The sequence below is a fragment of the Nitrosospira sp. Nsp2 genome, assembly GCF_003050965.1.
Taxonomy (GTDB): domain Bacteria; phylum Pseudomonadota; class Gammaproteobacteria; order Burkholderiales; family Nitrosomonadaceae; genus Nitrosospira.
The window spans coordinates 297,106-318,233 of record NZ_QAOU01000002.1 but is presented as its reverse complement, the minus strand read 5'-3'; the positions used below and the strand labels follow the sequence as shown (position 1 = coordinate 318,233).

The window sequence follows — 21,128 nt, the reverse complement described above, 5'->3', positions numbered from 1 at the left end:
GCGCCAAAACCCGACTTTGAGTCGGTGCGTGAAAGGATCGAACGGCAACAGGCGCCCTCTCCTTCTATTTTAGCCACGCACCAAAAACGAGGCCTTTTTCCATCTAATGTTCACATGCCTCGTCGTCGCCCGATCTCCCTCGCCATATATAGGTTATTATACCGGCACTTATGATTCCCCCTGCCTTTTGAAGGTGGCAATTTTCGCCCATCCTCCCGTTCCCTTGCACGGGGTCGACGCGTTCCGCGACGCGCTGGCAAAGTTTGCGCTGCTGTTCTTCGGCATTGCCCTCTGGTACAAAGGGCTGAGCTTTTATGCCTACTACCTTCTTCCCCTGGTCTGGATACTGGATGGCGGCCTGGGCCGTTTCAAGGAGACGATGAAGGAACCGCTGGTTGTCGCCCTTCTCGCTCTCTGTGTCGTCCTTGCGCTTGGAATACTGTGGAGCGACGAGCCTAAGGCAGGATTTAAAGTCTGGCGGCGATATTTCGCGTTTCTGGTTTTCATCCCCTATCTAGCGCTTTTGAATAAAAAACGGCTGCGCTGGGCGATAGCGGGCTTGCTGGCAGGTTATTTTGGCGCGGTGGCGATGGGCATTTATCAGTGGCTCATTGTCGGCACGCAAGGGGTTCCGCCGCTTGGAATGCTCTACCTGCACTTTTCCTCGATATTAGGGATCGGAGCAATCGTGGCTTTTTATCTTGCCGGCCGCAGCGCGAATAAAAAGACCAACATAGCGTTTTGGCTGTTCGCAATCCTCTTGCTCTTTCTCCAGTTTAATCAGAGCGCACGCGGAATTCTTATCGCCACAATTATTTCATCGTCAATTTTACTTTTTTTGCTACACAAGCGGGAGATCAAGACTTTTCTCGCCGTAATGGCATTGCTGGCCGCGATACTCGCAGCTTTTGCCTACAACAGCAGCAATTTTCACGAAAGGCTCGCTCAGGCCAGGAATGACATCGAGTTATCCAGGGCCGGAAACTTCAGCACCAGTATTGGATACAGGCTCGCTCTCTGGGATATCGGCCTGCATGGAATCGCCGAGCGGCCCTTTTTGGGGCACGGCACAGGCGCGGCGGTAAAGTATTTCGAAAAAAATGTGGAGACATACAAAGGCGGCATTTACAAAGACTTGCGGGCGTTCCACGAGGATATCCTTCATTACCACAGTGACTGGATCGAAATTGGAATGCATCTGGGCGTGCTCGGGCTTGCGGCTTATGCGTATTTATTATGGAGCTGGTACAAAACGTTCAGCCTGCATCGAATGGCTTCATTAGGCGCCGCTCTCGTCTGCTTTATTTTTCTTTGTGGCACGACAGACAACCTGGTTTTCTTCCGGCAAACTTTTTACCTGCTCCTTGTCCTTACCGCCGTTAGCATCGCCTGGCAAAGATGGAATGGGGATGCCTCCCAGCCCTTCACTCGTTCGGATAGCTGACAGACATGATCTTTACGCCCAGCCGCAAGCAACTAGCGACAGAATATGCCAAGTACAACGATTACGCCCGGAATTGGCACGGAGCTGGAACCGAAGCTGGCTGCGCCTGCCTGATGATGCAGAGGAACGGGGATTAATGCGGATCTGCTTCATATCTCATACCGCCGCACGAAACGGCGCCGAACTTGCGCTGCTTGAGCTGTTGAAAGGCTTGAGCACGTTAAATGTTCAATGCCTGGTGTTCGTGCCAGAAAAAGGTCCGCTCGTGCCAGAACTGGACAAGCTGGATATCGATTGGCGCGTGGTGAGCTATCCATGGTGGTGGAAGTTGAGGGGAAAATCGCTTCCACGTCGTGCTTTGCGCACTCTCGGAGGCTTGGCAGCAGCCACCCGGATCGCGATAATGCTGAGGCGGTGGCGTTGTGATGTGGTGGTTACCAATACCGTTGCGATCAGTACGGGTGCCTTTGCCGCGTGGTTGGCACGCAAGCCGCACGTCTGGCACCTTCACGAGTCCCCGTATCGCGACTCCAGAATCACGTTCGACCTGGGAATTCGCTTATCAATGCGCCTGATAGATCGCTTGTCAACACGTATTGTCGCGGTTTCCCACGCAGTCGCCGATGATTATTCGCGCTATATCAGACGGGATAGGCTCCGCGTCGTTTATCAGTCGATAACTTCGGGCGCGGGTTTATCGCAAGACGAGATCGGGGGAATACATTATCCGACTTTGGATACAAATGTTTTCAAATGCGCAATCGTCGGTTCTTTGCAACCCTGGAAGGGACAGGACGAGGCCATTAAAGCCCTGTCTGAAATTGTCCGTAGAGGGATCGACGCTCACCTATTAATAGTGGGCGATGGAGATAGCCTCTTCACAACTGCCCTGCGCAACCAGGTAAAAGATTACGGTCTGGAGCACCGGGTCACATTCACAGGGTACGTAAATGACCCCACACGGCTTATCCAGGGAACCGACGTCGTGCTGATGTGTTCGCGCTGGGAAGCTTTTGCCCGAGTTATGATAGAGGCGATGTTAGCGCGCAAGGCCGTGATAGCGAGTGCTAGCGGCGGCACAATGGAACAAATTCACGATGGGGAAACCGGTCTTCTGTATGAGCGCGGCAATCATGTTGAGCTTGCCGAAAAAATACAGTATTTGTACCAGAATCCGCAAGCTCGATTGAAACTAGGTCAAGCTGCTAATGACTGGGCCGTGGGAAGGTTTACTCAGGAGCGTTATGCCAGCGAGATGCTTGATCTTTTCAAAGGTATACTGACGAAAGAAAGAACGTCGGCTTGATCGCTCTTGTAGCCTTTTCACAGCAAAACACCACAGTGATACTTGTACGATTAATACTTTCGTTAATCCAACGGTTTACACCCTTACAGGGGCACCGGAGTCACTCGGTAGTCAGAAAATGACCGCACAGCTCTCATTGTCCGTCGCTCTCGCTAGCTATAATGGAGAACGCTACATCGGCGAGCAACTCGACAGTATCGCACGTCAGACGCGACTGCCAGACGAATTGATAATCTCCGATGATGCGTCAACTGATTCAACTCCTGCCATTGTCTATGATTTCGCACAGCGTGTACCATTCCCAGTCCGGTTTATCCAGCATGAGCGCCTCGGTAGCACACGCAACTTCGAGCTAGCGATAGCGGAATGTAAGGGAGATATTATCTTTCTTTGCGACCAGGACGATGTTTGGTATCCAAACAAGGCCGAGACTATTGAAGGGGTTTTCATCAGCACACCGGAAGCCGGCGCGGTATTCACGGATGCAGACGTGGTTGATGAAAATTTACAACCGCTGGGGTCTCGGTTATGGCGATTCTTCAGATTCAAATCTGAAGAGCAGGCACAGTTGGCGGCAGGCGACGCGCTTGGCGTGCTGCTGAGGCATCCGGTGGCTACTGGCGCAACCATGGCGTTTCGTTCCAGCTTTCGCGATTTCGTGCTGCCGATGCCACCCACATGGCACGATGCGTGGATCGCTCTGCTCATCGGTGCCTCATCTCACTTAGTTGCATTGCCAATTCCACTTATTGCCTATCGGCAGCACGGCCATAACCAAATCGGCATACCGCGCCCTGGCAGAAACAGGGATAAAACCGTTGCTGACATTTATGGACCGCGAGTGTTGTTGTATGAAACAGCCCAAGCACGTCTCTTGGAATTTGCAGACCGCTTTCCGACGGGGGCGCAGCGGATTTACCTTTTCACGGAGGTTGTAAACCTTCTTCGCGCCCGTGCCACACTACCGGACGCCCGATGGCGGCGCCTGCCCATTGCTCTACAAGGGCTAATTGCATACCGATATCATCGGTACGCGTATGGATGGGGAAGCTTTCTCAAAGATTTATTCCGATAAAACGAGACACTGGTATAAATACTCTCTGTTTTATTTATTAGGCCTTGTCGTGGAAAATCCTAGTTTACCGGAAAGGGCACGATGGTAGAGGTTAGCCTTCTTTTATTAGCTCGAGGTAAACCGCTTCATATTTCTCACGTAAGGTCAATGGGTTGAATTTAGAAACCGCTTCAGGTACTTGATACAAGTGATTACGGTACAGCTCGGTGTTTTCAACGTACTCAACTATAAGTCTAGCGACCTCCGTAATGGGAATATTCCAGTTGTTAAGGTCAAACACAGTTCCAGCGCGGCCTTTACTGGTTGATAACATGTTTTCAATTTCCCCTAGGTTACTCGCCAATATCGGGCGGTTCGAATGAAGGCATTCGATTAATACAAGAGGAAAGCTTTCTGCTGGATAGCGCGAAGGCAGGAAGCCTAAATCGGACGCTGCGAAATAATCGCGCACATTCGCTCTAAAGCCTAGGAAATGTACAAACTTATCCTCCGTTAAAGGCTTAAGTCGCTCGTATTCCGGTCCTGCACCGATTAGCAGCAGATGAATATCTCTCTGGCTGATTTCACGTGCTAATTTTACGGTTTCGATCGCCTCCTCCCATCCTTTTTCAGGAATAGCCCTGCTCACCAAGCAAATTAGGAATGCTTCTTCGGAGACACCGAATGTCTCACGAGAGACAGGCGTTACCGGAATTATGTCCAAGGCGTTACCAATTTTAACGAAGCAATCGGTATCAAATTGATGAGATTTAAATACCGGAAGGTTTTTATCCGTTAAATACACAAACTTGTTCACTCTCTTTCTTAGCAGTGGAAAAATCTGAGCCAACACGGCGGGAGGGGTCATCTCATATATGCCGTGAGAGGTTACTACCAATTGAACATCGGAATGGTCTTCGAGAAAATAGGAAACACACACGTCAACCCATGAATGGTGTGAGTGCACAAGTTCAATACCCATATCATCAATTACTGTGGCAAGCTTCGAAAGCGTATCAAGTTCTAGTAGGGGGATAGTTGGAAGCAACATGCGCCTCACTCCGACTTCGGTAGGGGCTTTGTGGCAATTTAGGAAAGTAATACCATAACCAGCGATCTTTAGCAGGTTGGCGAGCTGGATGGGAAAGGTTTCTCCCCCGCCTGCTGTTAAAGCGAAAGAGGCCATGAGTAAATTAGGCTTCCGCTCCAATACCGCCTTCTGGATCCACTCGTCGTCATAGCGTCTAATAAATGAATCCTCTGAGCAATCCATATGAAAAGTACGCCACGACGATTTTAAAGTACGCGTTTGGCGTATTACTACCTGTGTTTCCAACTTATACAACGTAATTAGTGCTTTTGCGACTTGCTCCTGCTCTTCGTACAAACAACGGGTACTCGACGCACCTTGAGAAGCGTTATGCTGATGAAGCCGGGAATAATTAGTAACTTGTGGAGAGAAGGCGACCAGCCCTCCGCGTATCAGGTGTAAATAAAATATCCAATCGCCAAATATTTTCATTCGTCGCCAATTTTTGTTATTCAGCAATTCCAGTTTCCCCGGATGGCGAAAAATCGTACTACTGATTTTTGGCACGTTACTCTTGATCGACCACGCTTTATTTACTAGCTTATGAGCTGACATTACAAATTGATCAGGCCCTAACTCGAAATTCACTTCGTGTGGATATTCCGTCGAGCTATTCACGGGTTCATCAAATCTCCCATCGACAAGTTCATTTTTACAGTAAGCAAGCATTACTGCCTCATTTGCAAAGTACTTCACGAGCTCTGCCAGCAGGGTCGTGGAGCAGTAATCACCAGTTTCAGCTATCCATACTAAATCCCCTCGCGCCAGTTGAATCCCCCGTGCCCATTGAGTGGTAGTAACAGATTCTTCCTCAAAGGAACAGCGTGTGATGCGGGGATAGCGATGGCAATATTCTTCGAGAATATCTCTACTCTTGTCCGTCGAACCGTCATCCAGGAGAATGACCTCGAAATTGGAGAATGTCTGTTGGTAAATCGAATTAAGGCGTTCCCGTAGAGATCCAGCATCGTTGTAGCTTGGTACGATTACTGTGACCTTGGGATTAAAGTTGGCGGGAATAGATGTGATAACCTGATAGATACTTTCCGAGACGGGATTACGCCATGAGCGATCTCGGTGTAGATACTGCTTTCTAAGATACAGCTTCAGTTTCTCGAAGACCAGTTCATGCAATATCGGAAGTACCGGTATGACGATTTTAGTTGAAATGCCTTTAGCTAAGACATAGCAATAACGAATCCAGTTATTCGATACATATTGCTTTACTAAGAATTTTGCCGTGGCTCTGATAATTTGCCTCCCACCGCGCCCGGCCTCGTTTAGCTGATGTACTTGCATGTCTTTTGTCGAATAATAACGAGTGCGGCAATGGTGAGGCGCACTCGATATCGCTTGGCTCATTTATCCGCCTGATTGGGGCCACGGGGAACCCCGTTCCAGATAATATCGCGGGTAACCCTTAACTACAAAGACCGTCGATAAAATAGCACCCGAGCTTTTGCTTGGGTATCGAATCGGTATGTACGAAGAGCTACAGTTCTGTTAGAGCATTCACCTATAATAGAAGAGCTAAGATAGCCACAATAAAATTCTTGTGGTGAGGTTCAGATTGGATTTTAGCTTCCGTTACTCGAACATTCGCAAAATCCTTGATACCTATTATCAGCCGCTCAAAATGAGGCGCGTTAACGCAACACGCGTAAATAAGTAATTATGCTAAGAACAACGCATACCCGTCCGTGCACTTACTCGTTATTTGAGCCAGCCACAATCCTAAAGTTTTCTAAAATATGGGCGAAGAGCTTTGTAAACTTTTTTTTTAGCCGTAAGCGGTTTCTTTTAATTTCTCCGCCCTTTTGCAAGGTTCAGCTAGCGTTTGATCGTCACAAAAAATCTATATTTACTGTTCAGATCAGAGACGCGATTGACTGGTGTACAACTAAACAAATCTATTTAGATCATGATTATAGTTTTAAGGACCTGAGGCGTAGAAACGAGGTTGATGTGTATTACCAGACTCTAGAGAGCAAAGGAATTTCTCCACTAATTGTCGACTGTGGCGCGAATATTGGATTAGCAACGAAGTATTTTTCTCAGACCTATCCTTTCGCCAGCATTATTGCGATTGAGCCGGATAAAGCTAATATTCAACAAGCGAGAATTAACAATGCATCACAGAGCGTCGAGTTTTATGAAGCAGCTGTGGCAAGTACTGACACGCGTGGGACCCTAATCGACGTGGGACTAGGCAATAACGCCTTTCAAGTTGCCGCAAACCCCACTGGAAACTTAACTATGCGTTCTATCAACTCCATTATTAAAGATGCAGAGTCAAAGAAATTGGAGCCCTTCATAATAAAAATCGACATTGAGGGATTTGAAAGCGAGCTGTTCTCAAAGAATACTGAATGGATCGATCGGTTTCCCGTGTTGATTATTGAACTACATGACTGGATGCTACCGAAAGAAAGAACTTCACTTACTTTCCTAGCTGCGATTTCGAAATTGGACCGGGATTTTGTGTACGTTAAAGAAAATATCTTTAGCATATCTAATAGAATCGCGTAAGCGATTCCTCGTTAGAAGGGCTATTCATCCCGTTAGGATAGAGATAGTCACTTGGGAAAAACTTTCTTGCAATTCCCTTCAAATTAATATCTCGTTCTCGTCCATCTTCGAAACTGAATTTCCAGCTATTATTTAGCGGATCATCCGGATTGGTGCGCACGGGGTCGTCGGCGAGCTTTATTCCCCCGTTTCTCAGGACCTGTGCCGCTCCCTTGCCATCGCCACTCAGCAATAGATGCAACGCATCTGGAATACCCCTTTTCTTTGCGCCATAGGCTTCGTTCATCCAGGGAGCCATTTCGTCCAGAACACCATGTTTCTTATAGATGCTTGCCATGCGCGTCAGCTCATCCGGGTCTTCCAGCAGGTTGCCGGTCAACATCCGTTTGCCGATTATTTCATCGGATGAAACTGCCGGGAGCGAAGGCCGTTTGTTCACGCTGGAAAGCCCCGGGGCACGCGGGTGTTTCATTACTGGTGCGTTCGCTGATATGTCCTTCAACCCGGGCGCGATGGGTGGCGCTCGCTGCGGGGCAGGCAGACCCCATCCGGCTGTTATCTCATCATTGGCAGCCCTCAGCCGGTTGCGCTTTAGCCTGTAGAGGTTAAGCGCATCCATCCGCGCCTGATGCACTTCCGCATCACGCTCATTGGCTTTTTTCTGCTCATCGACGTATTGCTGCCGTAATTTCATATCCTGGCCGACGCGCATCCCGTCGGATAGCCCGCCCGCAAATGCCCCCAGGCCGCTAATCATTTTCCATCTCCCTTGTTCGTGATGTTTGCATTCCGCCCCTTTGTCATGCCAAGTCCTCCTGCATTAACACGGTGAATGAAATCCTCTCCCACGAGCTCCACCGCTTTCTTGTTCAGCACGGCTTCGCCATTCGAAAGCCGGATAGGTTGTACCCCCTCGATATCAGCCGGAATCGAATCGCTGGTGCCGGAGCCTGGGCCATTCAGGAGGCCGCCCGCTGTGTAACCCCTGCGTTTGAGGGATGCCAATCCATAGTTATAACCTCGGGGTTTGAAAGTATAAGCCCTGTAACCTCGTATGACGCCCCCCTTGCGCAGTCCTTTCATGAGGTATGCGCCGCCCAGCGTTCCGGCAAGGCTGCCGAGTCCGCCCAGGGCACTGTTCAATGAATTCTGCCGCGCTTGCCACGCATCGAGCTGTGCCTGGTGCTGGCCTAGCAACAGATTCCCGGACAAGCTGTTTGCATTGGTGGCGCCGCCGAGCCAGTTTTGCGCTGAATTCATGTTTGCGTTGCGGATACTCGAACCTGCCGCCAGGTTTCCAACGCCCGAGTTACCGGCACTCAGGGCAGCCGCATCAGCGGCGAGCCCCGTATTGGGCATGTTGCGTCCAAATTTGGCGGCCCCTTCGCGCAATGCCATGCCTTGCAGTTCTGTGTCGAGCCTGGCCTGATTCATCGCCCCGGCGGTGTCCTTTGCGCGGCTCAGGTTGATTTCATGCGTCAGGGACTGAAATCGGCCGGAGTTCGGGTTTACGCCCATGCGTTCCATTGCGCGCAGGTTTGACGCCAGCGCACCCTCGTATCCTCGCGCCACGTTCGCCCCGGCCTGTGCAGCCATCCGATCCTTGCGCTCCTCCGAGTCGAAGTCGTTCGCATCTCGCACCATGCGCTCTTCCAGGGGAGCGAAAAGGTTGCGGTAAATCTTCCATTGCTCTTCCGACCGCACGGCGTTTGCGTCGCCCGAGCCGATTTGCTGATTGACGATTTTCTCAACCAGCGGATCCTGTACCTTTGCCCGTTCTCTTTCCCACGCCAATTGATCCTTTGCGATCTCCGACATTGCTTGCGCGATTTGCGCCTGTTGCTTCGCGGCTTCGCCTATAGCCGGGTCCGGTCTGGGTATCTTCGGTGCGCACATCTCAGTCCTCCAATATTTTGCTCAATCCGTTTTCAACGTGGCGATAGCCAAGCATGCGGAAAAACCGCCCAGCCTTGTTCACTGTTTTGACGGAAACGTTGATTTCCTTCACGCCCAGCGACTTCAATGCGTTTTCGCAGTACTCGACAAACTGTCTTGCAGCGCCGCGCTTGCGGGCTTCCGGCAGCAGATAAAGTGTGTCTTCCGTCGCGATAAGGGTTTGCGTATGGGTGCTTTTGTCCAGGTACAGCGCGCAATTTCCCTGTAATCTCCCATCGTTTCTCAGGGTGAACAGAACATACCGGCCCGCACGCTCGTAACGGTAAAACATGTCATAGTCGGGATTGAGCGCCAGCCCGTGCCGATGCGCCTCCGTCTCGTTCCAATGGGCCTGATGAAGCAGTTTCATTTCATGGACAATATCTTCCATGCGCTCTCGCGCAAATACCGTGTCCTCATAAATTACAGGGCGAATCTGTTCAATGTTGCTCGGATTCACCAACGTTTCGATCCGGCCGGCTGCGACGTAAATATCCGCAGCCAAATCCCAGGTCAAGGGCACACCCATGTTCGCCTTCAGCAACGCAATAAGTTGAGTATTCAATTTTTAGCTGTCCAATCTTTTAATGATCTGCTCCAGTGAGTGCCGGACGGCATTGATATAGCGGTATAACGCCTCGCACTCCCCTTTGGTGGGAACGGCGGAAAAAGTCAATTCCTGGAACTTGGGCACTTCCACGCGATTTCCGCGCCGCCCGGTCAAAATTTCCATTGTTGTTTTCAGCCACATCGGGGTTCCGACGGGTATGCCTGGTTTCTTGACGGACGCAACAGGGGCTGAAGCGATGCGCGTAAGCAGCTCCGTCTCGATGATGCGTTCGCCTCCAAGCGACGCGTCGGCGGCGTTATTTATCTGGCCTGCGGCCGTACCGGACAGAATGTGAGTCTGGCTGACGGATCCTGCTCCGTTAGCGTTCTGCTGGATGGCCGGCTGAGGAACAAAATTGCCGATGCCGCGCGCAATTTTGCCGGTGCTGCTCTCGTTTTCTTGCGTAGCGCTGGCGCCAGCAGCAATATGGTTTTGCGTGATTGCCTCGGCCACCCGGATGCCGTGCTGAGCGAAGGTGGCAATGCCGGACAGAATGTGAGTCTGGCTGACGGACCCTGCTCCATTGGCGTTCTGCTGGATGGCCGGCTGAGGGACAAAATTGCCGATGCCGCGCGCAATTTTGCCGCCGCTGCTCTCATTTTCTTGCTTAGCGCTGGCGGCAGCAGCAATATGTTTTTGCGTGACTGCCTCGGTGGCCCAGATAGCATGCTGAACGGGGGCGGCAATGGGCACAGCCGGCAGAAAGTGATTCTGGGTAACTCCCGCGGTGCCGGCGGAATTTCCATGAATGATTTCAGCGCGCGCTAGGTCAATGACCATGCTCAAGGTGATCGCATCTGCGCCGCTCGGATTTGCCTGTGTCGAGGCCGGGGCGCGAAGCCCGTGCACCTGGGCAATATTGCCAAGCCCGGCGCTATTGCTCTGCCCAAAGGCTGTGCCGGTTAGGTTGGTTTCCGCGGCAATAACCCATAACCGTCTGGAAGGCGCTTGCCAAATTGCCCATACGTTTCTCGACAGATCCGCAATCTCTGATGCGGAAAGCACCCTTTTCAGGATGATGACATCGTATATCTCGCCACTGAAACGAGAAAAATTGTCGGTGCGGTTGCCGAGTTTCAGCGATACGGACGTCGGCGTCGGCGCGCCAGTCCCGGTGCCGCCGTATAACCCGGTTGGGGTTCCGCTATCGAAGCCGCCATCAATAAAGAATTTTGGCGGAACGGATATTTCGCCGCCCTGCGTGGCCGCGATCACCGCTAGTTGATTGACCGCCAGGGTGGCGGCACTGGCCCAGACGCGGAAGGGTGTGCTGCCGCCTGCGTTGGATCTGTTAAAGGATATCGCGCCGGTGGATTCGACCAGAAGCCCGAATGGCGTGTTCGTTCCACCGGATGTCTCGGCCTTATGGACGATTGACCCTTGCGAGGTTGCGCTAGCCTGACGAATAAGTGCAACTGCCGTGACCTCGCCCAGCACGTTGTAATCGTCGATATTCGGGAAGGCCAGATGGCTGTTCGCCGCGCCGGTCCGGACGTGTTTCCCGTTTGCGCCATATCCATATAGCATCGTCCCGGCAAAAGACCCTGATTTGCCGGGATGCTTCCCGTCGAGCAACCCCCGCCCTGCGGAATACGCGAATACAATGTCCTTGAACAGCGGGTGATTGGGATCCAGCGGCGCTGCATGCTGAGGCTGTTTTAAAAACCTCTGCGATAGCGATAGCGCCACTTAAACCGCCATGGTCAGTTCGCTTAGATATGCCTCGACCGTCACCGCCTGGCCCGTGTTGCCGGTGAATTCCACTTCGAGGCACATGATGGCCGGATCAATCGGGATGCCAACCTCGGTCGTGGCGTTGGGCATGGTGCCACCGCCATACGATGCAATTATTTTCCAGTCTGCTCCCGCCGAAGCCGCGGCAGGTAAGGTGGAACTGTGAGCGACAAGAATATTGCACACACATTGCACCGCAGGCCCGGTGACGCCATTCGTCATCTTGATTGTCAAAAACCCGCCGCCCTGCGCCAGATTCATGTTGAGCCTGCCGCGTGTCGCGGCCCCTGCCGCATTTGAAGCGGTCGAAACGAGTGTTCTCGCCGTTTTTATGAGTGCCATTGTGTAAAATCCTCTTTTTTGCCAGCTCAACCCGGTATCGCCGCACTGTTGCCTGGTGCCCCCGGCTGTAGCGCGAGGTCTATGAGGTTCTCTAGGCCGGCTGGTTGCTGGTGTAGGTGAGGTTAGGAAAGTTGATGGTGTTGCCGCTCGTCACTACCTGGTCAGATGTCTCATCTGTCACCATCAGTACTTTGTTTGCGCCGTTCGTAAAAGCGATATGCAAGTCCGGCGCAGGACCGGAGTTTGCGGATGCGGTTCCGCTCTTGGCCGCAACGGTGAGAACGCGCGCTGCTCCGTCGGGCCCGGACAGGGTGTAGTCGGCAGCGGCCATGTTGACGGTGCAGATCGCGTTCCCGCTAACGGTGGTGTAATTGTCCGCGGGGGAGTAGGCCTTGAGCAGCAGCATTTGGGTCGCATTATTCTGTATTGCGTTTAGACCTCCGTCCAACACATCTGCATGAGCGTATTTCGCCATTTGGTTCTCCTTCTGATAGCCATAAAAAAAGCCGCTCAGCAAGCTGGCGGCTCACGCTTCCAATTCTTTCAATGCAATACTCCTACGCCCGCTACGCCTGCTTTAGCCCATCCATCGTCTCAGCCAGTACGGCGCCCGTAACCTTCACATTGCCTGATAACACGATTTCCACGTTATCCGCCTTATAGCCGGCGGGAAGCCGGAAGGCTCGGTTGTTGCTGACCTTCTTGGTGAATTTCAACGCGCCATCGGCCCAGAGCTGGAATTGCAGGGAGTCGGCAATCAATGGCGGAATTTCATCCATCGCATCGCCTCCAATGGCGTATTCACCCAAGCCTGGATCAGCCAGCCCATCATCCATGCCTCGTTGGGTGATTACTGCCCGATTAGCGGCAATGGCTGAGTCATGGGCAGCTTGTGTCGCTGCCAATTCCGCCTCCGACACATCGAAGTCGGCATCTATCTTGGCCGCGCCATAATTCACCGGCGGTGTGGTAACGAACTTTTTGCTCTTCCACTCGTAGGAAAGTTTGCTTCCCGCATCACCTTCCCATTCGTAAATTTTCTTCTCCGCTGCCACATACAGCCTGCCCGTGGCCGGGTCCGTCCATATACAGCTGATGCGCTGATTGATCCGGATAAAAGAGGCCCTCTCGGTCTTGTCGATCACGAACATGAGTGAACTGTCGTCGATGGTATACCCGCAGTAATACCGGTTATCGGCGGAAGCGGCGATAAAGGTCCGCGGGTTCAATTCCGACCATTCCTTCTGGGTGAAAAGGTCGTTGGTGACGATGTCGCTGCTCGCGCCGATGATGACCATCCCCTGCGGCGCGGGGTAGCCCACTCCGAAGGCAAAACTCGCCACGCCGCGCTTGGCCATGCACGGCCACGCCACGCCAAGCTTTTCCATGCCCCCACCCATTGTCACCGGCTCCACCCCGGTAATGGTGAAGGGGTTCCCCTGTGTCATCCCGACCAGGGTGGTGCCTGTGAAGCCGATGGCGACTATGTCCTGGTCGTAAGTCTGGCGATAAGCTGTGGGCCATGCGTATGGCTTGAAGGGCTCGGAAAAATGGACTTCGTTGCCTGAAAACCCCGCGGCGACTCCATTTGGCAAAATCAGAATGCCTTTCAGGTCGGCCGGTGGCATCTCCCAGTTGGCAGAAGGAAGAATTTCTCCCAAGGCGACGTCTTCGTCGCTCGCCGTATCGGTATAGGCAGTGGCGATTGCCGGAATCGTAGCGACATAGTGATACTCGGTGGCTTCCGACGTGGAGAGCGTGCGGTATATCCGCTTGATCATCCCGTGGGTGTTATGCGGAGCCTTGCGTGCCCACGTCCCGCCTGCGATATAGATTTGTGTGGTCGAAAGCGGCACCACGATTTTGTTGGTGCCCGCGTTGACGCTATGAATCGCAAAGGTGGCATTCAGGTCTGTCATGCCTGAAACCGATGCAAATGTAATTTCCTCATGCGCCCGCAGGCCAAAAACGCTGTCCAGCATGACCTCGACATGTCCCGGCAGCGGCGTGTTTCGGCTTGCCCCCGTCACCGTCCCGCTATTGGGCGGGGCCGTATCAAGATTGGAAAGCATCCATGCCGCATCGGCGTTCGCCGTCGCGGTAGCAGCCGGGGAAGGTTTCGACTCCTCACCCCATGGCGTGACAAAAGTGCACACGTAGGCACGCGTTACCACTGCTCCCGCTCCGCCGGATATGGATATTGCAGGCGCTTTAAGTGGCGGCGTGACGCCCAACACAAAACAACCCGAAGGATAAGGCCCCGTGCCCCGGGTCGCGGTTTCGTAGTCCGAGACGCGCGGTTCGCCGTCTCCGGTATAGTAAAAGCGCCGCGATGTATTCCCCGCGACGGGAGAGCGTGCCACGTCAACATCCCTGTCCCATGCCAGCCACTTTTCGTTGCCGTCTTTTTCCATGCGAAACATGGAAACGATGTCATTGTTGATGACGGGAGCGAACACCGCTTTGGGGCCGCTTCTAGGGCGCAAATCGCCGGACGTAAGATCGCAATTCGTCGCGATCTGTGCTTGATAAGGCGCCAGCAACTGCTTTGCCAGTCTTGGCACCAAGCCGGAGAAACCTGAGATTCTGAAAGCGCTCACTTTGGCCAGATCCTAATTCCGGGACACTGCTATTGCAGGTTCGCCGGATTTTTTTCCTTCGCAAATTGCCCGCTCTTCAGCTCGACGCTTGACAAGACCGGGCAATACTTTTCTTCCCGGCCCATACTTGAACGCCTCGATGCGCGCGCAGGCCTCCGCATACTTTTCAGCATTGATCAGGTCGATCAGATTGGCCGGCTTTCCAGGCTTGGCCTTGCGGCAAAACGTCGGCACACCAATGTTATAGGCCAACCTTACAAACGCCTCGAACTCATGCGGGTAGAGAGGCACGGTTACGCAATTTTTAACGCCTGCAGCATAAACATCCTCGACTTCGCCAAGCAAACGGACAAGGGAACGCTCCGGTGTTGTTCTGTCACCCATTCGGACGCCGGAGGTTGTGCCAAACCCGATGGTGGGTACGTCGCCCGGCACCGGGATATAGGCTTGTTCCTTATAACCTTCATGCAGGGCAATCCCGACCAGTGTTGAGGCGGCGAGCGCCAGCGCCGCCAATGCGGACCGTGATTCTGTAATCGATGGTTTAATCACTTGAGCGCTCCTTCATGTTCAGCGTCTCGCCGCAGCGGCGCATGAACATCATTTGGCGTTTTCTGAAATACAGTCGAGCTTTGCCCTTATTGTTTCTTTGAGGTCTGGCATCTTCAGGTTGGCGCAAGACGATACCTCGGGCGCCGGCGTGGGCAACGACGCCTTGGGTTTCGGCTTGCGGGCTTCCTGCTCGCTTTCGGAAACCGGTGGCGCAGGCGTGGAAGCAGGCGCGTGCTGTTCGATTGATGCGTTGTCCATCGCTGAAGGCGTTAGCGTGGTGCATGAGGCGAGAAACACGGCTCCGAGGAGATACCTCATAGCTTCCTCCCCCGGGGCCACTGATCGATGATCCTGTCGAGCTTCTCGTTGAACTCCCTCATGGTTTCGCGCTGCTCGATTCTGAGCGATTTCATCTCATCGCTCAGGCGCTCATTTGTTCTTTCCTGGTAAAGTTCTCCTCGTTTCAGGCTTGCGATGTCGTTTTGCACGGAGTTATATGTCGCCACCCCCGATGCCGCAAGACCTGCTACGGCGATAATTCCTCCAAAGGACAGCGTATACGTGGAAGGGCCGCGACGCCTCTCAGGCCGTTGCTCGCTATCGTCGGGGGCCATGATCAGAACAGATTCCACAGGGCGACAACCGCAAACAGGGCAGCGGCCGATAAAACGGCAATCGATATGGCAGCGGTCCATTTCGACGCTATGAAGCGCTCAAGCAAACTGTCCACGTCGGCATCGGCTGCCGCGTTTTTTTTATCTATCGCTTCCTTGATCAACTGGATGCGTTTGCGCTGGTACATGGTCATGATGATTTCTCCGAAGTAATATGTTTGAATAAGAACCATTAAGTCGTTGCAAAAAAAACGCGGCAACGCCGCGTTTGAGTCGGATGAAGTATGGTTGGTCTCGTCACCACTGAATCGCGTCCAATTGCTGTTGGGTCGGGTTGTCGCCGAGCGCGATAATTTCATCGCGCAGTTTTTGCCGTTTGCCCGTGAGTTGACCATGCGCGGGCGTGAACAGCGACGCTTTCGTGATGATCTTGGCAATCAGCGCGGCCTTGTCAATTCCCCGCCCCGCAGCTGCTGCGTCGATCCAGGGCGTGCTGGCCCTTGAATCCATTAACCAGGCTCGGGCTTCCGCCTCCTGCTGCGGCCAACTCCCGACTTCGTCGCCAGGGTAACTTTTGGTCATCGCCTTGACAGCCGCCTCATAGGCGCTATCGATTCTCGCGAGCGCGGCGGCTGTCATCTGCCGAGCGCCGGGAGGAACGGGCGGTTGCGGCGCAGCCGTATTCCACAGGTCGACGAACGTCTGGAAGGCCGCCAGATCATGCAAAGTTGTGTTTGCACCATGGTCGTACTCGACATGGCCGCTTACGCCATTCCATTGCAGCGCGCGAATTCGCGCAGGCAACGCCGACAGGTCAACCCGTCTGAATACGCCGTCCACTCCGACAACACTGTCATCTCGAATGATCGTTACTCGCATATCTGGGCCTGTTCCAGGGTTTTACCGTCTTGTTCCCGGTTTGGGGGTCGTGCCGCCACCAGCAGCATCTGTTGTGTCTGTGCGCCTTGCTTAACCATCTCATTGCGGAATGATTCGATAGCGGCAACGCTTTTACGCGACTCGTTTGCCGTGTTGATCATCAGGGTGGGCATCCAGGTGATGGCGCAACCCCAGGTCCCTGTCTCTTGACCGGTATTCGTATCCACGCCTCGAATCTGCACATACCAGGGGCAACGATAGAGAACCGGTTTCCCGTATTCCATCTTGACCTCTTCGCACTTGGCCCCAAGGGGGCAGTCAGCTACACAAGTTCTCATTAATCTTTGCTCGCTATAATCATGTCTACGTACTGCACTGCAAGGTTAATCGCTGTACCGGTGAAAGAATGTGAGTGTGATCCTCCGCCGCCGATACTGTTATTTGTCGAGATGGCACCCTGCGTGTTATTTGTCGTTCCCACTGTAGAGCCTGCGTCTGCTCCGGCAAAGCCGTAAGGAATTGCGTGGCTGTGCGCAGGAATCTGTGCTGTTGTTAGGGTAGTAGCGCCGATAGCCCCGCTGATCCCTAGGGAGGTGAATGCAGCCGTAAAGGACACGGAGCCGCCGGAACCGCCGCCAGCACCACCAACTACCCGCAACGCCTTGTTGTGATGCGTTGTGATCTGTGTCCAGCCAACCGGGGCGGCAGCCTGGAAAAAGGACATGACCGTACCGGATGGTATGAGAGCGGCAACCGCTGTCGGCACCCCCAACGTCAACCGTGCCGATGCCGCATCCGCATCGTCAAGCAGGGTCCGGATAAATGGGGTCAGTTCCGTGAGCGCCGCCGTGGCGTTGCCGGTAAAATATGGTAACTTGCCAGCAGACGATGGCAGGGCCCCTAACGCAATCAGGGCCGGATTTGATAGCGACTCCTGCAGCGCGGCATTCGTTAAACCGGCGACAAAATAATCTCCCGCCGCCCAGGTTCTGGCCGCGGTGCCGTCCAGCCCGCGCCCGCTCGGCGCAATGGTGAGGCTATCGCTGCTGCGCGCCTCGATCCTCACGATTTCCCGGTTGCCGGAAGCGTCCTTGAAAATTCCGTAAAAATAATCCCCCGCCCCGAGCGCCGGAAAAAGAAGCCCTTTCCCCGCCTCTACCGTGAAGCTCAGCCCGGCTGTTCCGTTGGGGGCCGAGGCGACGACCGCTTTGCCAAAATTTGAAAACCGAAGCCCCATGGCGCTATCCTCTTCTCAGGATGGCGGTTCGTAACGGGCCGCGGGTGAAATTCCTTGCCGCCCGCGTTCCTGCCATCGCTGTCTGGATCAAGAATTGCTGCTGATGATATTGCGCGAGTTGCGTATTGGTATAAGGCTTCTTTGGGGACAGCATCAGGCGCGCCAGGGCTCCATGAACGATCGCTTCCCGATATTCGTTGAACAGGTGCTCGTCGATGCCTGCGGAAGACGCGGACGGCTTCAACGCCACGGTGATGGTCAGCGTTCCTCCGGCGTCAGGCTCGGGTACCAGTCGCAATGATGTGGGCCCACCCAGTACGTATTCGGGTGTCCCCGTTTGATTGCGCCAATCTCTGGTTGTAAAATTGAGTTCACCCGTATGCGGACTTATTTCCTTCCCATTGAACCGGGCATACGTTATCGCGTGCACTGCGGCCCCAGTGGGCGGGATAAAAGCGTACTCCGCGGTTTCCGCCTGTACCGCAACCGGCGGATGCTCTTCCTGCCACGCCAAAGACTGCGCGCAGAAAACAATGGCTGACTGTCGCAAGGCGCTGTTCACCGCTGCGAATGCACAACCCGGCAAATCCGGCGTCACCAGATCATATAGATCGCTCCACAGCTTCACGGCTGAGCCTCCGCGTCAAAAAGTTGCATGAATACGCCTGCGCGTCCCGAGTTCACGTGCTCGTCGTCGGTCATCTCGGCCCTTGCCGTTACGTAATCCGCTATTGTTTGAACGTATTCCGCGGGAAGAGGAAAGGCGTCGGCCAGGCCGTTCTGCCCATGAAGCGGGTTGCCGAACTGCCCTATGAACAGATCGGGCCGACGCTTGAGAATCTGCAGCAGGGCATGATTGACAAAGAGCAGCAGGGTGCTGTCCGGGTACCGCGCCTGGTCTGCATCGTTAAGCGGTATTCGGGCCAGGTCCACGACTGATTGACAGGTAAAAGGCATCAGTCAGCCATCTCGTGTTTAGTGAACAGGGTGATGACCTTGTGCCGGATCGTCTCTTCGCTCAGTCGCTTATCCAGCCGTTCGTTATACTTATCCTCGGCAAACTCAACCAATGCCGTCTTATCCATGGCGTGAAAGTCGATGACGGGGAGCGGTTCTTCAACTGGTTTTTCTGCCTCCGCCAACCCGACCGGTTCAACATCAAGTGCTTTCCCGGCCTGCTCTCGTACCCAGGTATCGGTAAACGCGAGCAGCCGTTCGGCCACCTCTGCCGTCACATTACGTACCTGGCCGGGCTCCCAGCGAAGCCCGATTCCGCTGATGCTGTCCGTCTTGACGCTTGACCCTATATATTTCACTTGCGGCATTCTCTGACTCCATAAAAAAGGGCGACGCGCCTTTCGGCGGAGGTCACCCGTTTGATCGCGCTGAGCCGCGATGCCTGCCTGCTATTTGACGCCGGTGGCATCTCCCGTAACGATTGCCGTGATCGTGCCTCCGACAAACGTTGTCGCCGCAACGGTGACGGTGAGGTCCACGTACACATCTTTCTCGAACTTGAGTGGCGGGAAACGCAGGTCGGTAAGGTTGGGTGCGGAAAGAATCGTCGTTGCAGGCGAGAAGTAGTCGTCATCGCCCACAGGTCCATCCGCAGCGCTAACCGGTGTGTAGCCGATTTTTACCGCGAATAAGGTTCCGCCCGCATCCAGGTCATCATTGTTGATCTTGAGCCCGGTGACGGTCATGCCCGCCGGAATCCTGACCGGGCGGTAAACGCTTGCCACGGCGCCTGAGGTGGGTGTAACCGATCCATAAACCAGTGCCGCATTGCCATATCCGCCCATGGGCAAGGGTTTGGTATTCAAATCTGGTGCGCTATGCGTAGCCATTTAAACTCCTTAAAAATTATCAACTTAAGATTATCCATTAAAGTTGATTATTAAATCTAAATAACAGCCGATTATATGGATCAGAGCGGCACGGCGGAATCAATCGCGATAACGCCAAAGTCAGTGGGAACCCTGGAACCGGTACCATCGTCCGTCGAAAAGCGGGTCTTCATGTGCCCATACACCACCTCGCCCATGACTTCCAGATTGCTTTCGAAGTTGTACCAGTGCTCTTTCCAGCCATACTGCATGCCACTGACTTTGGTCTTGCCGTACGCAACGCCGAGTGCTTGTGCCCCGAGCAGCAAGCCGCGTTCCACCGCGAACCCGGAGGCCAGCGCGGCGTTGATAACCTGGTCGGTTTCCGTCGCAGTGGCGGCATTGAGGGCCGTGACGACCTTGGTGGACTCCCCGGGCAAAAAGCGGATGGCGCGCTCATTCTTGATTACAAGGATGCCATTCCACATTCCGACCTCGCCCGCGAACAGCGGATGGCGGGTGTCGAGATAAGCGGCGCGATTAACCGCATTTTGCTGAAACGCGCGTAGCGAGCCTTCCGACAGAAGAATGGAATACTGGTTGGGCGTGGCAAGGAAGACCCACATTTTCGAGGTCTGGGCTGCCCGGTCCCCGGCCAGCTTTACCGCCTGCAGGGGCTGGTCCATGTCGTCGATCTTCTTGCGGAGAAGATCCAGATGCGCCAGCTTCAGGGCGTCGGTAGAAACGATAGACCCGAGCTGCTGCCCGCCTTGCGTCAGATTAGCGCCATTGACCACATAATGGCGGTTATAGGTCGGCGCCTTGACCGGATTCACCATTACCGAGGAGAAGTTGGTGGCGGATTGCAGCGGAATCACCCAATCGCTTCCCGTCTGTGATCCACGGGCGCCGGCCAGATGCACCAGCGCGGTTTGCGCGCTCAGTCTGGGGAAATAGCCGGACAGCTGTGCGAGGGCGATCTCACGCAGTTGGTGCTTGGTGCGTTGCTGCGACATCGATCCACCAGCATCGATCACCTTGCTCGACAGATCGATCTTGATTTCCATTGAAGAGAACGAGAGCGCACTGCCCCGGCCTTCCCGGTTGACGTCGCCCATCAATGGCTCACCGCCGATGGTATCGACCAGATCCAGCGACACGGCATCACCCGCGCCTTTCATCAAATTATCGATCCGGACCACCGGCATGCCGGGTTGTGTCTGACCCGCGATGTTCTGCATTGCCGAGGTGGGCTCGACCGGTCCCACGAGGTTTTCCATTGCCGTGGCGCCCCTCAGCGTATTGGCGAAGAGGGCGGCACTGTAATGTTTTATTGCGAGGGAACTGCCGCTTGTTATGCTTGTTTCAGCCATTGC

At 53.9% G+C, this 21,128-nt stretch carries 24 protein-coding genes; 4 read left to right on the top strand and 20 right to left on the bottom strand.

Going from position 1 to position 21,128, the window contains the following annotated elements:
- Positions 1-193: 193 nt before the first annotated feature.
- The 3 genes from C8R31_RS05620 to C8R31_RS05610 all read left to right on the top strand — a co-directional run bounded on the left by C8R31_RS05620 (position 194) and on the right by C8R31_RS05610 (position 3,825).
- Positions 194-1,444 (top strand): O-antigen ligase, encoded by a 1,251-nt coding sequence (locus tag C8R31_RS05620; protein WP_258192568.1) that lies wholly within the window; start codon positions 194-196, stop codon positions 1,442-1,444.
- Positions 1,445-1,580: 136 nt separating this feature from the next.
- Positions 1,581-2,750 carry a glycosyltransferase family 4 protein gene (locus C8R31_RS05615; RefSeq protein WP_107693077.1) on the top strand — a complete coding sequence of 390 codons (1,170 nt, stop codon included), beginning with the start codon at positions 1,581-1,583 and terminating at the stop codon, positions 2,748-2,750.
- Between the two features lie 118 nt (positions 2,751-2,868).
- Complete coding sequence (locus C8R31_RS05610) at positions 2,869-3,825, top strand: glycosyltransferase family 2 protein (RefSeq protein WP_107693076.1); 957 nt, start codon at positions 2,869-2,871, stop codon at positions 3,823-3,825.
- A 91-nt stretch (positions 3,826-3,916) separates the two neighbouring features.
- Here C8R31_RS05610 and C8R31_RS05605 read toward each other — a convergent pair whose 3' ends face one another.
- The gene (locus C8R31_RS05605) at positions 3,917-6,256 is read right to left on the bottom strand and encodes a glycosyltransferase (RefSeq protein WP_107693075.1); all 2,340 of its coding nucleotides are present in this window, start codon (positions 6,254-6,256) and stop codon (positions 3,917-3,919) included.
- Between the two features lie 603 nt (positions 6,257-6,859).
- Here C8R31_RS05605 and C8R31_RS05600 point away from each other — a divergent pair.
- Positions 6,860-7,423 (top strand): FkbM family methyltransferase, encoded by a 564-nt coding sequence (locus C8R31_RS05600; RefSeq protein ID WP_181320450.1) that lies wholly within the window; start codon positions 6,860-6,862, stop codon positions 7,421-7,423.
- Here the strand turns inward: C8R31_RS05600 and C8R31_RS05595 are convergent.
- From C8R31_RS05595 to C8R31_RS05505, 19 genes are all read right to left on the bottom strand, one after another.
- Positions 7,407-8,180 carry a hypothetical protein gene (locus C8R31_RS05595; RefSeq protein ID WP_181320448.1) on the bottom strand — a complete coding sequence of 258 codons (774 nt, stop codon included), beginning with the start codon at positions 8,178-8,180 and terminating at the stop codon, positions 7,407-7,409. The genes C8R31_RS05600 and C8R31_RS05595 overlap by 17 nt on opposite strands.
- Positions 8,177-9,319, bottom strand: a complete 1,143-nt coding sequence (locus C8R31_RS05590; RefSeq protein WP_107693073.1) for a hypothetical protein — start codon at positions 9,317-9,319, stop codon at positions 8,177-8,179. The genes C8R31_RS05595 and C8R31_RS05590 overlap by 4 nt, the downstream gene beginning before the upstream one ends.
- Position 9,320: 1 nt before the next feature.
- Complete coding sequence (locus C8R31_RS05585) at positions 9,321-9,923, bottom strand: GNAT family N-acetyltransferase (RefSeq protein WP_107693072.1); 603 nt, start codon at positions 9,921-9,923, stop codon at positions 9,321-9,323.
- A 3-nt stretch (positions 9,924-9,926) separates the two neighbouring features.
- Positions 9,927-11,657 carry a LamG-like jellyroll fold domain-containing protein gene (locus C8R31_RS05580; protein ID WP_107693071.1) on the bottom strand — a complete coding sequence of 577 codons (1,731 nt, stop codon included), beginning with the start codon at positions 11,655-11,657 and terminating at the stop codon, positions 9,927-9,929.
- Positions 11,658-12,044 (bottom strand): hypothetical protein, encoded by a 387-nt coding sequence (locus C8R31_RS05575; RefSeq protein ID WP_107693070.1) that lies wholly within the window; start codon positions 12,042-12,044, stop codon positions 11,658-11,660. It lies immediately after the preceding gene.
- 91 nt (positions 12,045-12,135) lie between these two features.
- Entirely contained in the window at positions 12,136-12,519 is a 384-nt protein-coding gene (locus tag C8R31_RS05570; protein WP_107693069.1) for a hypothetical protein, read from the bottom strand.
- A gap of 91 nt (positions 12,520-12,610) precedes the next feature.
- Positions 12,611-14,644: a hypothetical protein gene (locus C8R31_RS05565; protein WP_107693068.1), complete on the bottom strand. Its 2,034-nt coding sequence runs from the start codon at positions 14,642-14,644 to the stop codon at positions 12,611-12,613.
- Positions 14,645-14,656: 12 nt separating this feature from the next.
- Complete coding sequence (locus C8R31_RS05560; protein ID WP_258192567.1) at positions 14,657-15,196, bottom strand: glycoside hydrolase family protein; 540 nt, start codon at positions 15,194-15,196, stop codon at positions 14,657-14,659.
- Between the two features lie 48 nt (positions 15,197-15,244).
- Positions 15,245-15,514, bottom strand: coding sequence for a hypothetical protein (locus C8R31_RS05555; RefSeq protein WP_107693067.1), 270 nt, complete (start codon positions 15,512-15,514; stop codon positions 15,245-15,247).
- Positions 15,511-15,810: a hypothetical protein gene (locus tag C8R31_RS05550; protein WP_107693066.1), complete on the bottom strand. Its 300-nt coding sequence runs from the start codon at positions 15,808-15,810 to the stop codon at positions 15,511-15,513. Before C8R31_RS05550 ends, C8R31_RS05555 begins: the two co-directional genes overlap by 4 nt.
- A gap of 2 nt (positions 15,811-15,812) precedes the next feature.
- Entirely contained in the window at positions 15,813-16,004 is a 192-nt protein-coding gene (locus C8R31_RS05545) for a hypothetical protein (protein WP_146164563.1), read from the bottom strand.
- A gap of 103 nt (positions 16,005-16,107) precedes the next feature.
- On the bottom strand, positions 16,108-16,689 hold the full coding sequence (locus C8R31_RS16190) for a hypothetical protein (RefSeq protein ID WP_219907456.1): 582 nt from the start codon (positions 16,687-16,689) through the stop codon (positions 16,108-16,110).
- Entirely contained in the window at positions 16,680-17,027 is a 348-nt protein-coding gene (locus C8R31_RS05535) for a hypothetical protein (protein WP_258192566.1), read from the bottom strand. The genes C8R31_RS16190 and C8R31_RS05535 overlap by 10 nt, the downstream gene beginning before the upstream one ends.
- Complete coding sequence (locus C8R31_RS05530) at positions 17,027-17,926, bottom strand: hypothetical protein (protein ID WP_107693064.1); 900 nt, start codon at positions 17,924-17,926, stop codon at positions 17,027-17,029. Before C8R31_RS05530 ends, C8R31_RS05535 begins: the two co-directional genes overlap by 1 nt.
- A 4-nt stretch (positions 17,927-17,930) precedes the next feature.
- Positions 17,931-18,554, bottom strand: a complete 624-nt coding sequence (locus C8R31_RS05525) for a hypothetical protein (protein WP_107693063.1) — start codon at positions 18,552-18,554, stop codon at positions 17,931-17,933.
- Positions 18,551-18,883 carry a DUF6682 family protein gene (locus tag C8R31_RS05520; protein WP_107693062.1) on the bottom strand — a complete coding sequence of 111 codons (333 nt, stop codon included), beginning with the start codon at positions 18,881-18,883 and terminating at the stop codon, positions 18,551-18,553. Before C8R31_RS05520 ends, C8R31_RS05525 begins: the two co-directional genes overlap by 4 nt.
- Positions 18,883-19,251 (bottom strand): hypothetical protein, encoded by a 369-nt coding sequence (locus tag C8R31_RS05515; protein ID WP_107693061.1) that lies wholly within the window; start codon positions 19,249-19,251, stop codon positions 18,883-18,885. Before C8R31_RS05515 ends, C8R31_RS05520 begins: the two co-directional genes overlap by 1 nt.
- Before the next feature lie 81 nt (positions 19,252-19,332).
- Positions 19,333-19,773, bottom strand: coding sequence for a hypothetical protein (locus C8R31_RS05510; RefSeq protein ID WP_107693060.1), 441 nt, complete (start codon positions 19,771-19,773; stop codon positions 19,333-19,335).
- A gap of 80 nt (positions 19,774-19,853) precedes the next feature.
- Positions 19,854-21,125, bottom strand: coding sequence for a N4-gp56 family major capsid protein (locus tag C8R31_RS05505; RefSeq protein WP_107693059.1), 1,272 nt, complete (start codon positions 21,123-21,125; stop codon positions 19,854-19,856).
- Between the last annotated feature and the right edge of the window lie 3 nt (positions 21,126-21,128).

Bases quoted from the DNA above. Each gene is read 5' to 3' on its own strand.
- C8R31_RS05515 (WP_107693061.1), bottom strand. From the start codon at position 19,251: ATGCCGCAAGTGAAATATATAGGGTCAAGCGTCAAGACGGACAGCATC.
- C8R31_RS05505 (WP_107693059.1), bottom strand. From the start codon at position 21,125: ATGGCTGAAACAAGCATAACAAGCGGCAGTTCCCTCGCAATAAAACAT.
- C8R31_RS05535 (WP_258192566.1), bottom strand. From the start codon at position 17,027: ATGAGAACTTGTGTAGCTGACTGCCCCCTTGGGGCCAAGTGCGAAGAG.
- C8R31_RS05545 (WP_146164563.1), bottom strand. From the start codon at position 16,004: ATGACCATGTACCAGCGCAAACGCATCCAGTTGATCAAGGAAGCGATA.
- C8R31_RS05590 (WP_107693073.1), bottom strand. From the start codon at position 9,319: ATGTGCGCACCGAAGATACCCAGACCGGACCCGGCTATAGGCGAAGCC.
- C8R31_RS05530 (WP_107693064.1), bottom strand. From the start codon at position 17,926: ATGGGGCTTCGGTTTTCAAATTTTGGCAAAGCGGTCGTCGCCTCGGCC.
- C8R31_RS05520 (WP_107693062.1), bottom strand. From the start codon at position 18,883: ATGCCTTTTACCTGTCAATCAGTCGTGGACCTGGCCCGAATACCGCTT.
- C8R31_RS05555 (WP_107693067.1), bottom strand. From the start codon at position 15,514: ATGAGGTATCTCCTCGGAGCCGTGTTTCTCGCCTCATGCACCACGCTA.
- C8R31_RS05575 (WP_107693070.1), bottom strand. From the start codon at position 12,044: ATGGCACTCATAAAAACGGCGAGAACACTCGTTTCGACCGCTTCAAAT.
- C8R31_RS16190 (WP_219907456.1), bottom strand. From the start codon at position 16,689: ATGCGAGTAACGATCATTCGAGATGACAGTGTTGTCGGAGTGGACGGC.
- C8R31_RS05595 (WP_181320448.1), bottom strand. From the start codon at position 8,180: ATGATTAGCGGCCTGGGGGCATTTGCGGGCGGGCTATCCGACGGGATG.
- C8R31_RS05610 (WP_107693076.1), top strand. From the start codon at position 2,869: ATGACCGCACAGCTCTCATTGTCCGTCGCTCTCGCTAGCTATAATGGA.
- C8R31_RS05615 (WP_107693077.1), top strand. From the start codon at position 1,581: ATGCGGATCTGCTTCATATCTCATACCGCCGCACGAAACGGCGCCGAA.
- C8R31_RS05550 (WP_107693066.1), bottom strand. From the start codon at position 15,810: ATGGCCCCCGACGATAGCGAGCAACGGCCTGAGAGGCGTCGCGGCCCT.
- C8R31_RS05510 (WP_107693060.1), bottom strand. From the start codon at position 19,773: ATGGCTACGCATAGCGCACCAGATTTGAATACCAAACCCTTGCCCATG.
- C8R31_RS05605 (WP_107693075.1), bottom strand. From the start codon at position 6,256: ATGAGCCAAGCGATATCGAGTGCGCCTCACCATTGCCGCACTCGTTAT.
- C8R31_RS05570 (WP_107693069.1), bottom strand. From the start codon at position 12,519: ATGGCGAAATACGCTCATGCAGATGTGTTGGACGGAGGTCTAAACGCA.